Source organism: Pantoea coffeiphila (assembly GCF_016909495.1).
GTDB classification, from domain to species: Bacteria; Pseudomonadota; Gammaproteobacteria; order Enterobacterales; family Enterobacteriaceae; genus Erwinia; species Erwinia coffeiphila.
The window spans coordinates 826098-838679 of record NZ_JAFBFW010000003.1 but is presented as its reverse complement, the minus strand read 5'-3'; the positions used below and the strand labels follow the sequence as shown (position 1 = coordinate 838679).

General features: G+C 51.9%; 12 protein-coding genes and 4 tRNA genes. 1 reads left to right on the top strand and 15 read right to left on the bottom strand.

The features are described from left to right. Positions 1-34: 34 nt before the first annotated feature. The 15 genes from JOE09_RS13510 to JOE09_RS13440 form a co-directional block, all read right to left on the bottom strand. Positions 35-111, bottom strand: a tRNA-Arg gene (locus JOE09_RS13510). 77 nt (positions 112-188) lie between these two features. Beyond that, a tRNA-Arg gene (locus JOE09_RS13505) sits at positions 189-265 on the bottom strand. A gap of 110 nt (positions 266-375) precedes the next feature. Further along, positions 376-452, bottom strand: a tRNA-Arg gene (locus JOE09_RS13500). Between the two features lie 4 nt (positions 453-456). Continuing rightward, positions 457-549: transfer RNA gene (locus JOE09_RS13495), tRNA-Ser, on the bottom strand. 357 nt (positions 550-906) lie between these two features. Continuing rightward, entirely contained in the window at positions 907-1092 is a 186-nt protein-coding gene (csrA, locus tag JOE09_RS13490) for a carbon storage regulator CsrA (protein ID WP_004155916.1), read from the bottom strand. Between the two features lie 246 nt (positions 1093-1338). Further along, the gene (alaS, locus tag JOE09_RS13485; protein WP_205066116.1) at positions 1339-3966 is read right to left on the bottom strand and encodes an alanine--tRNA ligase; all 2628 of its coding nucleotides are present in this window, start codon (positions 3964-3966) and stop codon (positions 1339-1341) included. Positions 3967-4103: 137 nt separating this feature from the next. Next, a complete protein-coding gene (locus tag JOE09_RS13480) occupies positions 4104-4616 on the bottom strand; it encodes a regulatory protein RecX (RefSeq protein WP_205066115.1) in 513 nt (170 codons plus the stop codon). 190 nt (positions 4617-4806) lie between these two features. Then, the gene (gene recA, locus JOE09_RS13475) at positions 4807-5868 is read right to left on the bottom strand and encodes a recombinase RecA (RefSeq protein ID WP_105593974.1); all 1062 of its coding nucleotides are present in this window, start codon (positions 5866-5868) and stop codon (positions 4807-4809) included. Between the two features lie 94 nt (positions 5869-5962). After that, on the bottom strand, positions 5963-6457 hold the full coding sequence (gene pncC / locus JOE09_RS13470; protein ID WP_205066114.1) for a nicotinamide-nucleotide amidase: 495 nt from the start codon (positions 6455-6457) through the stop codon (positions 5963-5965). Positions 6458-6559: 102 nt separating this feature from the next. Beyond that, positions 6560-7333, bottom strand: a complete 774-nt coding sequence (gene tam, locus JOE09_RS13465) for a trans-aconitate 2-methyltransferase (RefSeq protein ID WP_205066113.1) — start codon at positions 7331-7333, stop codon at positions 6560-6562. A gap of 95 nt (positions 7334-7428) precedes the next feature. After that, on the bottom strand, positions 7429-8514 hold the full coding sequence (gene mltB / locus JOE09_RS13460) for a lytic murein transglycosylase B (RefSeq protein ID WP_205066112.1): 1086 nt from the start codon (positions 8512-8514) through the stop codon (positions 7429-7431). A 138-nt stretch (positions 8515-8652) separates the two neighbouring features. Further along, positions 8653-9123 carry an RcnB family protein gene (locus JOE09_RS26305; protein ID WP_205066111.1) on the bottom strand — a complete coding sequence of 157 codons (471 nt, stop codon included), beginning with the start codon at positions 9121-9123 and terminating at the stop codon, positions 8653-8655. Positions 9124-9362: 239 nt separating this feature from the next. Next, positions 9363-9845, bottom strand: a complete 483-nt coding sequence (locus JOE09_RS13450; protein ID WP_205066110.1) for a hypothetical protein — start codon at positions 9843-9845, stop codon at positions 9363-9365. Beyond that, positions 9838-10740, bottom strand: a complete 903-nt coding sequence (locus JOE09_RS13445) for a winged helix-turn-helix domain-containing protein (protein ID WP_205066109.1) — start codon at positions 10738-10740, stop codon at positions 9838-9840. Before JOE09_RS13445 ends, JOE09_RS13450 begins: the two co-directional genes overlap by 8 nt. Positions 10741-10874: 134 nt before the next feature. Then, a complete protein-coding gene (locus JOE09_RS13440) occupies positions 10875-11765 on the bottom strand; it encodes a LysR family transcriptional regulator (RefSeq protein WP_105593967.1) in 891 nt (296 codons plus the stop codon). Positions 11766-11881: 116 nt separating this feature from the next. Between JOE09_RS13440 and JOE09_RS13435 the strand changes: the two genes are divergently transcribed. Further along, positions 11882-12577 (top strand): RraA family protein, encoded by a 696-nt coding sequence (locus tag JOE09_RS13435; protein WP_200547016.1) that lies wholly within the window; start codon positions 11882-11884, stop codon positions 12575-12577. Positions 12578-12582 lie beyond the last annotated feature (5 nt).

Sequence of the window (12582 nt, the reverse complement as noted above, 5' to 3'; positions counted from 1 at the left end):
GTATTGAAGGAATTCACTGCCATTAACTAAAGTATGGTGCATCCAGGAGGATTCGAACCTCCGACCGCTCGGTTCGTAGCCGAGTACTCTATCCAGCTGAGCTATGGATGCATCGGAAAAGCTATTGATTGGGGGTAATGCGACAAACCTGAGGAGATACTGAAGAAAATCACTGCCACTCTAAAGAATGGTGCATCCAGGAGGATTCGAACCTCCGACCGCTCGGTTCGTAGCCGAGTACTCTATCCAGCTGAGCTATGGATGCATTGCTAATTCTTGTATAACGCAGGGTGCTTAACTACTCACCGTGATACAGGCTGCTAACGCTGTACCGTACTACTTCTTATAAAGCCGCTAATGCCACTTTAAGAGAGATGGTGCATCCAGGAGGATTCGAACCTCCGACCGCTCGGTTCGTAGCCGAGTACTCTATCCAGCTGAGCTATGGATGCAAAATGGCGGTGAGGCGGGGATTCGAACCCCGGATGCAGCTTTTGACCGCATACTCCCTTAGCAGGGGAGCGCCTTCAGCCTCTCGGCCACCTCACCACTAGCACTCTTTCGAGTTGTGCTTCAGAACTTTCTAACTGCTCATCGGCACTGCGTGGCGCACATATTACTTTCTGGGCGTAGTAAGTCAAACAATTTCTCCCCCTTTTTTCACCCTCTGCGTTCAATTGCACAAAAGCCATGCAATCCGGCGGTTTTAAAGGCAAAAAGAGTGAATTATCAACAGTGAAAACGGCGTTCTGCGATGAAAAGCACAATAGATAAAAGCCAACAGGCCGACAGTTTTGTTAAAAAAAGAGAGACGAAAAGAAGAATTGTGAGGACGGAGGAACTGAATGAGGGGAAATCAGGATAAACAACAGTGGCCTCGCTACAGAGAGCGAGGCGCTGAATACGTTAGTAGCTCGTTTGCTGAGTTTTTTCAGCCTGAATACGCTGATAAATCTCTTCGCGATGCACCGATACTTCTTTAGGGGCGTTCACGCCAATACGGACCTGGTTACCTTTAACACCCAGCACAGTTACAGTAACCTCATCACCGATCATGAGGGTTTCACCAACTCGACGAGTTAGAATAAGCATTCTTTGCTCCTTGAAAGATTAAAAGAGTCGGGTTAACTGTTCCCGGCATTATCCATCATACAACGTGAAATGTAGATTATGACAAATACACCAAGAGTGCATCCTCATACTAATACATTCTGCTGATACTTAGTTTAGCCGAAAACCTGCTCATCAACCTGACTTTATGATTACAGTGCGCACCGCATATGAAGAGCGCCAGGTTTTTGCTTCCTGGCGCTCATCAGCGGTACATTTTTATCGGTGTTACAGTTTTGCAGCCACCCAGGACTCAACGCCAGCCAGCGCAGCAGGGAGTGCCTGTGCATCTGTGCCGCCCGCCTGAGCCATGTCCGGCCGTCCGCCACCTTTCCCGCCAACCTGCTGTGCAAGCTCGCCAACAAGCTCACCCGCCTTCACACGATCGGTCAGGTCTTTAGTCACCCCACTAATCAGGGAGACTTTTCCCTCTGCGACAGTTGCCAGTACGATAACAGCGGAGCCGAGCTGATTCTTCAGATCGTCTACCATCGTACGCAGCATTTTCGGCTCAACGTTTTTCAATTCGCTAACCAGCAGCTTTGTCCCCTTCACGGTAATCGCTTTGCTGCTCAGGAGGTTACTCTCCTGCGCGGCCTGCTGATCTTTCAGCTGCTGCAGTTCTTTTTCCAGCCCGCGTGCGTGGTCGATCAGCGCACGAACTTTATCATTCAGGTTGCTGCTATTGGCTTTCACCAGCTGAGCAATATCCAGCAGCTGCTCGCTCTGGCTATAAACCTGAGACAGCGCGCCCTCACCCGTTACGGCTTCAATACGACGCACGCCCGCAGCCGTGCCTGACTCAGACAGAATGCGGAACAGGCCGATATCTCCGGTGCGGCTGGCGTGAACGCCACCGCACAGCTCGGTTGAGAAGTCACCCATGCCAACGACGCGCACATGATCGTCATACTTCTCGCCAAACAGCGCCATAGCACCTTTGGCTCTGGCCGCTTCCAGCTCCATGATATTGGTATCAATCGCCAGGTTACGACGGATCTGTGCATTGACGATCTCTTCAACCTGACGGATCTCCTGCGGCTTCATCGCTTCAAAATGCGAGAAGTCAAAACGCAGGTACTTATCGTTTACCAGTGAGCCTTTCTGAGCAACGTGGTCGCCCAGAACCTGGCGCAGTGCAGCATGCAGCAGGTGCGTTGCAGAGTGGTTAAGACGGATACGCGCACGGCGCGCTTCATCCACCTGTGCCGCCAGACGATCGCCAATGCGCAATGTTCCCACTGCCAGCTTGCCGCTGTGTCCAATAGCCTGACCGTATTTTTGGGTATCGGTTACGGTGAAGCTGGTGTTCTCGCCCTTCAGTTCGCCCGTATCACCAACCTGACCGCCTGATTCGCCGTAGAATGGCGTCTCATCCAGTACGATTACCCCTTCCTGACCGGCGGTGATTTCACTGGCCGCCTGGCCATTAACGAAGATGGCGGTAACGGTCGCATTCAGCGCCAGCTGGTCATAGCCTTTAAACGCAGAGGCTTTATCAATGCTGATCACGCTGCTGTAGTCAGCACCAAAACCGCTGGCATCACGTGCACGCTGGCGCTGCTGCTCCATCGCCCGCTCAAAGCCTTCTTCGTCGATTTTCAGGTTACGTTCACGGCAGACATCGGCGGTCAAATCGACCGGGAAGCCAAAGGTGTCATACAGACGGAAGACGGTTTCACCGTCCAGGGTATCGCCCTGAAGTTTTTCCAGCTCGTCATCCAGCAGCGCCAGACCACGTTCCAGCGTTTTTGCAAACTGCTCTTCTTCTGACTTCAGAACCTGCTCAACCTGAGCCTGCTGACGCTGCAGTTCTTCTCCCGCCGCGCCCATCACTTCAATCAGTGGCGCTACCAGTTTATAGAAGAAGGTGCCCTTCGCGCCCAGCATATTGCCGTGACGAACCGCGCGACGAATGATTCGACGCAGTACGTAGCCACGGTTTTCATTCGAAGGAATAACGCCATCGGCGATCAGGAAAGCACAGGAACGGATATGGTCAGCAATCACGCGCAGTGATTTATTGCCGAGATCGCTGGCACCGGTCACTTCTGCAACAGAGGCAATCAGCTTAGCGAACAGATCGATCTCATAGTTCGAGTTCACATGTTGCAGAACCGCAGAAATACGCTCCAGGCCCATACCGGTATCCACGGACGGCTTAGGCAGCGGCAGCATCGTACCGTCAGGCTGACGGTTGAACTGCATAAAGACGATGTTCCAGATCTCAATGTAGCGGTCGCCGTCCTCTTCCGGGCTACCCGGAGGTCCGCCCCAGATGTGATCGCCGTGATCGAAGAAAATCTCAGAACACGGACCGCAAGGACCGGTATCGCCCATCTGCCAGAAGTTATCTGAAGCGTAAGCGCCACCTTTGTTGTCGCCGATGCGAATAATACGCTCGCGCGGTACACCGATCTCATTCGCCCAGATATCAAAGGCTTCATCATCGGTTTCGTACACGGTCACCCACAGCTTCTCTTTCGGCAGTGCAAACCACTCAGGTCCGGTCAACAGTTCCCAGGCAAAGGCAATCGCCTCTTTCTTGAAATAGTCACCGAAACTGAAGTTGCCCAGCATCTCGAAGAAGGTATGGTGGCGGGCAGTGTAGCCAACGTTTTCAAGATCGTTGTGTTTACCACCGGCGCGCACGCAGCGCTGTGAGGTCGTCGCACGGGAATAGCTACGCTTATCCTGGCCAAGGAAGACATCCTTGAACTGGTTCATCCCGGCATTGGTAAACAGCAAAGTCGGATCGTTGTTGGGGACGAGGGAGCTACTGGCTACAACCTGATGTCCCTTGCTCTGGAAAAAGTCGAGAAACGCTTGACGAATCTCCGCAGTGCTCTTGCTCATATTTGTCCTGGAATCACGCTAACGAACGTTTCGTGGGTCTTGCTGCGCCGGTATTACATTTTCCTGCGGTGACACACGAACAAAAAGTGGTGAATAAGATAAATTTTCTTCGGAGGGAAGTAAAATCCCATTGGCGCTCAATCATCAAAATTTGTGAAAACCGACCGGATATCTTCCATAAAGAAGCCTTTTGTCATCAGATAACGCTGCACTTTGGCTTTTTCCTTCCATTCAGTCGGTAACGGTAAGCCAAACTTCCGCTCAGCCAGACTAAAAGCCAGACTTTGCCAGTCAGTTTCCGTGTTAAACATTGCCTCATCGATTAAGGCCTTGTCCACTCCCTTCTGCCCCAGCTCCAGTCTGATGCGCTGTGGGCCATAACCTTTTCGACTGCGCCCTGCCAGGTAGCGTTCAGCAAAACGGGCATCATCCAGCCAGTTGTGCTGGTAACACCACGCCACCACCCGATCGATCTCTTCTGGTGTTAACGGCTCCGGCGGGGTTTCACTGCGGGAGAACTGCGCCGCACGTTCTGTCGCTATCACCAGCTTCCGGCGGAACTCCGCCTCACTGTGATCGCGCATGGCGAGAATGCGTGTTGCTCGCTCCAGCAGGCGAGTATGTCGGGTCCGTTCTGAATGCTCTGTCATAGAGGCGGCACCATGTTTATGCAAAAAATACATCCATAAGGGTAACGTCTGACGGCAAGACTGGCGAGGAAAATACACACGGATGAAGGGAGGTTTGGCCGGATTATGATGCCCTGTACGAACATGAAGCGCCCATAAAAAAAGGAACGGGGTTACCGTTCCTTTTCTTCAGGAAAAAACATCAGATGAATCAGAAGTCTTCGTGAGTTTCCTCATCCGCTTCTTCTGCCGTTGGCACAAAATCAGCTTTCTGATCCTGGTTATTCAGCAGCAGCTCACGCAGCTTTGCATCGATTTCGTTAGCTTTTTCCGGGTTCTCTTTCAGGAAGTTAGACGCATTCGCTTTACCCTGACCGATTTTGTCACCGTTATAGCTGTACCATGCACCCGCTTTTTCAATCAGCTTGTGCTTCACGCCCAGATCTACCAGCTCACCAAAGATGTTGATGCCTTCGCCGTACATGATCTGGAATTCCGCCTGGCGGAAAGGCGCAGCGATTTTATTCTTCACCACTTTAACGCGGGTTTCGCTACCCACAACTTCGTCGCCTTCTTTGATGGCACCGATGCGGCGGATATCCAGACGCACGGAAGCATAGAACTTCAGCGCGTTACCACCGGTAGTGGTTTCCGGGTTACCAAACATCACACCAATCTTCATACGGATCTGGTTGATAAAGATCAGCAGCGTATTGGAGTTTTTCAGGTTACCAGCCAGCTTACGCATCGCCTGGCTCATCATACGTGCCGCAAGGCCCATATGAGAGTCACCAATTTCACCCTCGATTTCCGCTTTTGGCGTCAGGGCTGCAACGGAGTCAACGATGATGACATCAACTGCGCCTGAACGTGCCAGAGCATCACAGATTTCCAGCGCCTGCTCACCGGTATCCGGCTGAGAACACAGCAGGTTATCGATATCCACGCCCAGCTTCTTCGCATAAACAGGGTCAAGCGCGTGCTCGGCGTCAATAAAGGCACAGGTTTTACCTTTGCGCTGCGCGGCGGCAATCACCTGCAGAGTCAGCGTGGTTTTACCTGAGGATTCTGGTCCGTAGATCTCGACGATACGGCCCATCGGCAGGCCGCCCGCGCCAAGCGCGATATCAAGCGATAAAGAACCGGTAGAGATGGTTTCAACATCCATAGTACGGTCTTCACCCAGGCGCATGATGGAGCCTTTACCAAATTGTTTTTCAATCTGGCCCAGCGCTGCTGCCAGTGCTTTTTGCTTGTTTTCGTCAATAGCCATTTTTACTCCTAGTCATGCGGGTAAAGCACACGCGGACGCTGCTTTGTCTCTAAAATATGCAGTGATTATACTGTATGGTCATACAGTATCAAGTTTAATTTTTCAGAAAGCGATCGAGTAAGGTCTGTAGTGCCCGGGCTGTTGCCTGACGGCGAACGGACTCACGGTCTCCGCTGAAACAGTAGCGCTCTGCCAGCACTTCACCGCCAGCGCTGGCAAAACCGAACCATACCGTACCCACGGGTTTTTCCTCGCTGCCGCCATCCGGCCCGGCAATACCACTCACCGAGATCGCAAAATCAGCCGCCGCTTCGCGCAGCGCACCCTGTGCCATTTCTCGTACAACGGGCTCGCTGACGGCACCGTATTCCGCCAGCGAACGCTCACTGACGCCAATCATTTGCTGCTTGGCATCATTACTGTAAGTCACAAAGCCACGATGAAACCAGGCAGAGCTGCCCGCAATATCGGTCAGTACTTTAGCTATCCATCCCCCGGTGCAGGATTCGGCGGTAGTCACTGTCTCGCCACGGGCTAACAGCAGCTGACCGACACGGATACTTAACTGCGTTAATTGCTCATCCGTCATGGTGCGTACCTTTTTCAATGTTTATTGCCGCAAAGCCTAACATTTTTCCGGGGGACGGGAAGCAGAGGACGCCATTTTTGCGGCCCCTCTTCCAGCCGCATGTTAAATTTTCTGTGCCACCATAAACAGACGGGGGAAAGCCATCAGCAGGTTACCATCGGCACGGGCAGGGTAGGCCAGTGCAATTTCCGATTGATAAGCGGCCAGAAACGCCCCCTGCTGCTGCTCATCCAGTGCGGCAAGAAACGGCCGTAACCCGGTCGCTCGCAGCCAGTCAACAATCGCCTGTGGCGAAGGCATCACGTGATAGTAGGTGGTACGCCAGATATCCACACGACAGCCGGCCGCGCACAGCAGATCGTAATACTGCTCGGTGGACAGCAACCTCTTTCTGTCGGCTGCCTGCGGATCGATGATATCCACCCACGGCGCACGCTGCGCCACTTCGCGCATCAGACGATGAGTCGGCTGTTCAAGGTTATCCGGCATTTGTACCGCCAGCACACCCGACGAGGAGAGCTGAGCAAGCAGATGGGGTAATAGAGTCTGATGGTCCGTCAGCCACTGCAAAGAAGCATTGGCATAGATTACATCCTGCGGCTGAGCGGCCCGCCACTGGCGAATATCTTCACGGGCAAAAGCGCAGCCGGGCAGCCGCTGTTGCGCTTTGTCGAGCATCGCCTGCGAACTGTCCAGCCCGGTAATGTGCGCATCGGGCCAGGCGTTGCAAAGCAGTTCGGTACTGTTGCCCGGCCCACAGCCGAGATCGGTAGCAAAGGTAACGTGGGTCAGTGGGATTCGGCTCAGCAACTCCTGTGCCGGACGGGTGCGTTCTGCTTCAAACTGCCGGTAAAGATCGGGGTTCCAGTCTTTCATTATTCCTCGCTCAGTAAGTAGTGCGACCGGACACAGTGTAGGCCCGGCCGCGCTGGCGATAAATAACGAAATCGCAACAATTTATCCTGCAGGCGCTACATTCCCTGGCGGGCACGCCCTACCGCTTCCCCCAACTGCCATACGGCCATTGCGTAATGGTTGCTGTGGTTATAGCGGGTGATCGCATAGAAGTTCGGCAGGCCGTACCAGTATTGATAGCTGGTCCCCATATCGAACTTGAGCAGACTGACCTGCTGGTTATTATCCAGCGGGATCTGTGGCGACAGTCCGGCGGCGGCAAGGGTCGCTACCGAATAGCGCGTTTTGAATCCGCTTTCCATCCCCGGAGCCTGGCCATTAGCCTGCACGGCAACCGTACCGTTAGTCAGCCAGCCGTGAGCCTGAAAATAGTGCGCGACACTGCCGATCGCATCCACCGGGTCCCAGAGGTTAATATGCCCGTCACCGTTGAAGTCCACCGCATACTGTTTAAATGCCGATGGCATAAACTGGCCGTAGCCCATCGCACCGGCAAAAGAACCGCGCAGATTCAGCGGGTCATCACCTTCTTCACGCGCCATCAGCAGGAAGGTTTCCAGCTCGCCGCTGAAGTAGGCGGCACGGCGCGGATAGTTAAAGGACAGCGTCGCCAGCGCATCAAGGATACGCGTTTTACCCATCACCCTGCCCCAGCGCGTCTCAACGCCGATAATCCCGACAATGATTTCCGGCGGCACGCCGTAAACCTGCTGCGCGCGCTGCAATGCATCCTGATACTGATTCCAGAAGGCAACGCCGTTCTGCACGTTGTCCGGCGTAATAAACTTGCTGCGATAGCGTATCCAGGCACCGTTAGGCCCGGTCGGCCCCTGCGCGGTCGTCGGTGCCTGGCGATCCATCAGACGAATAACCCAGTCCAGATTCTTCGCCTGCCCCAGTACATCATGAAGCTGCTGGCGGTCGAAACCGTGCTCGCGCACCATCTTATCGATAAAAGCATTCGCCGCCTGATTATCGGAAAAGTCACCGCCGAACGGAGCGGCCGAGTGATCGGGGCTTAACAGAAAACCGCCGTTTCCCTTAAACGGATTACCGTGCGGTTCAGCCGGAGCCTGCTGCGGCTGGCTGCTACAGGCGGAAAGTAATGCGACTGCGGGAAGAAGAGTTGCCAGAAAACGCATGGGGTATCCATTTTGCCGTGCATGAAATATCAGAAAGCAGATGGTAAAACAGAGTCAGGATGGAATTAAAGTGGATTTACCTGCCGGGCGATAAAACTGCGCAGCGGGTAGAAAAAACGCCCCGCCGCCGTGTTTCAATCAGTGTTTATAATAGATCTCACCCGATTCTGCCTGGAGGATTTTCCCGTCAGCATTGGCGATCATCACATAATTGCCGCCCATATAGGTCCAGTGGCTTTCTGCAACAGGCGCAGGAAGATGGCGCACCGTCCACTGGGTAACTTCATATTTTTTCGTACGATAAAGTTCAGGCACCGTGTCGCCAATGGCAAAATGCGTAAAGTCAGCGAAGAAACTTTTTACGCTATAGGGATCGGCAGAATTAGCCAGAGCCTGTACGGCCTGATCGGATGACTGCTCAGCGGTAGCGGTTTCGGCTGGTGCTTCAGTAGCCGGACTTTCCGGGGCGACTGTATCCGTCTCCTGAGCAACTGACTCAGGGGCCGGTTGTGCCGCACTCTGCTCGCCTTCGGCCCAGGCGGCAGAAACGCTGGTGAGAGCCAACGTTGAGAATACCGCTGAACATAATATCACTTGCAACTTACGCATAACGTCTCCACTTTTAACGACGACCAGCGACACGCCAACATGCTGTCGCCACAGGTATCAGGTTGGCTAACTCAATCAGGCTGATATTTACTGAGTTTCAGCATTAGATATCACAACCTCACAGGAGTTCCAGCCTGCCCGGTCTGCGATGATAATGCTATGCCGTCCCATGCGACCGCGAATATTTGTTAAGAAAAATGATCGCTGTACTGAAAACACTCGGCAGACAAAACCGTTGATCATCTGGCTCGGGTACAAATCACCATAGGCGTTGTTGCTGTGCCGAGGATATAAGCATCGCGACCAAGCTTACTGATTTTGGATACGCGGGTAGTGCCCACTTTATCCGATAAGTATTTCCAGTAAAGTGCCTGTGGCACGGTTTCTCGCTGGTTAATCTCAACGGCGGTGACGGTAAAATGATAGGTCTCATTACCATAAGGTTTATAGGTGAAATGAACGGTACGGGCAACGCGATATTTTTCCGTTCCGCTATCGAAGATGCCATCAACGCTGTACAGCCCGGTACCATCAGATTTTGCATGATAACGCAGCATGGCACTTTCTTTCGGCGGCGATTCTTTTTCACCCAGCAGAAAGATAAACTGACTTACACATTCGAAATCGAGCATAGTCGTTTCAGAGGACTTCTTGTAATAAAACACACTGAAAGAAATCAGTAAAAAAACAGCCAGTGTAAGAAAAACAATAATTTTATTCATTATGATCATTTACTGAGTATATAAAATAACTCTTGCAGCTTACTATTGAATTACCTTCAGCCTCACAATTAGAAACGAGCGCCCTGCCGTTATACACATTATTATTAAACACGCCAAATAAATCATAAATGACAATACCGTTCCCATGGCAGAGCGCAGAATATTTTTTTACCAGTGATAAAATAACTCTACGAGAATTTTCAACATCGAAACTGCTATAGCTATTTTCGGGGGTGAAAAATGAACAACCACCCTCTGTGAAAGAATAGTGAACGCCACTTATTATACGGGGATCAGGAGCATAAAAAGCGGTGACCCCTTCCCACAAAAACAAAATCAGTGTTCCTGCCGTGACAGTGGTTGCGAGCCAAAACCAGACCCTTTTTAGCGAGTAAAAACGGCTTCCGGAGCTGGATAGCGTCTCTGTAAAATGCAGTGGCTTTTTATCGACGTTGGTCACGGTATCCGGGATACTTTCCGTTCGTATCTCATCAGGATAAACCTCAACGCTCACCCGGGCGGCATCTATTCTGAAGCCAATTTTGGGTTCTGTGATGATCAACGGTATTTCCAGGCCAAGTGCAACGAGCTGCTTTCTTAACCCACTGATATAATTATTAAGATTGCTACCAGAAGCGGTCAGACTGTGTTCATCCCAGACTTTTTGTAGAATGATATTACGTGGGATCGCGCTACCGTCGCTTTCCAGGAAAAGACAAAATAGCCGGTTACTTATATGGCTAAGAACCATCCTGGAGAGATCGTCATCAATTCTTACCAAAGAGCGGTCAGCAGGATTATAGAGTAACTGATTGTCTATCCGGTATAGTTTCATAGTCTGGTAATTGAGCGCGGATGATTCAGAAAGAATAGCCCGGCTAATCGGACTGTACAAGTTCACCGGCTTAAAGGTTAATGATGATTAAGAACAACAAGAAATTTTCATTTATCTAAATAAAAAATGGCACTGACGTGGAGAACTTAATAATTCGCCACATCGTGAAGAGGTTTTTTAAGGTGCATTATTTCTTAGTGCTGCCCATACGCACAGGTAATATCAATAACCTGCTGCGTAGCCGGTGACAGAAAGGCATCCTGCAAATAGGTAATGCCCACGCGGCGCGCCATCACCAACTGGTTGTTATCGATGCGCGTCAGCAGCGAGGCAAATTCTTTTTCAGCCAGGCTATTTTCAGAAATAAAACTCAGCAGGCCACTGCTGGCAATCAGCCCCGGTACGGCAGCCAGAGAACTTATCTCAATTTTTACCTCGGGGGCGGCGCAGTGATTTTCATAGAATATGCGTTCCAGCCACTGACGCATGGAGACGGTTTTTGCCGGCAGTATCCAGCCATAGCGGCTGAGATCGCGCAGGCTCGCGGGGCCGTCAGCCAGAGGATGAGATCGTGAAGCCGCGACCACGACCCGATCGGTGGTTACCGGAAGCTGCACCACCGGTTTGTTATACCCCACCAGCGGGCCGATGATGATATCCAGTTCATGTTTATCAAGCAGGCTGAAAAGTACATCATTCATCCCGATCTGGATCTCCAGCTTCACATTCGGCGCTTCCTGCTGCAGGCGCTTACAGACTTCCGGCAGCAGAAACTGGGTTGCCGAACCCGCGCTGCCAACCCGCACTACTCCCCGACGACCGTTGCTCAACTCCGCCATGGTTTTCGCTACATCATGCCATGAACTTTGCAGCATCAGTCCGCGCTGGTAGAGGATGCTGCCCGCTTCGGTCAGTACCAGCCCTCGCCCGGATCGCTTGAACAGCTTGATATTGAGATCTTTTTCCAGGCGAGCGATCGACTTAGAGAGTGCTGGCTGAGTGATATTGAGGTTTTGTGAAGCCAGTCCCAAATTCATGATGCGGGCCGCTTCCATAAAATAGCCTAACTCTCTGTTATTCATCATTCATTCCTGAAATTCATCGATTAAATAAAAAAGTATATTAGTGGAAATGAATACTGGTAACAATAATGTCCGCACGGATAACAGGCGTAAACAGATAATATTAATGCAGAGGTACTATGAATAACGAACGTAGCAGCTGGCCAGCCGGATTTTATATTGCAGAGCGCAAGAATCTTCTCTCATCGGACATTGTTGCAGAGTTTCACTCTATCCCCGTGGCGGTAGCAGGCGACTGCACTGGTCGAATAAGCGGAGCGACCGGATTACAGCGCTACCACCAGGACGTCAATATCAGCATCTGCGGTCCGGCCATCACCGTTAAAGTGCGCCCCGGGGATAATCTGATGATCCATAAGGCGCTGGAACAGGCACAGCCCGGCGATGTGATCGTTATTGACGGCGGCGGTGACCTTACCCAGGCGCTAATTGGTGGATTGATCCGTACGACTGCGCTCACGAAGAAAATTGCCGGATTTATCGTTGATGGAGCTATCAGGGACTTAGCCGAGTGGGCGGACGGCCAGGTGCCGGTATTTGCCAAAGGCCATACCCATCGTGGACCGGATAAAAGCGGACCGGGAGAAGTGAATGTGCCCATTGCCTGCTGCGGCATGGTAGTTAACCCCGGCGATCTGGTCCTGGCAGACAGCGATGGCGCACTGGCGATTTCACCTTCTGATGCAGAGAGCGTGCTGGTACGCGCTAAAGCGCATTTAAAGAAAGAAGAAGCCATCAGGGAAAATAATGCCAGCGGCAGCAGCGACCCGGAAAGATTCAACTCCATTTTGCGTAAAGCAGGTTGCCCGGTGTAAAAATA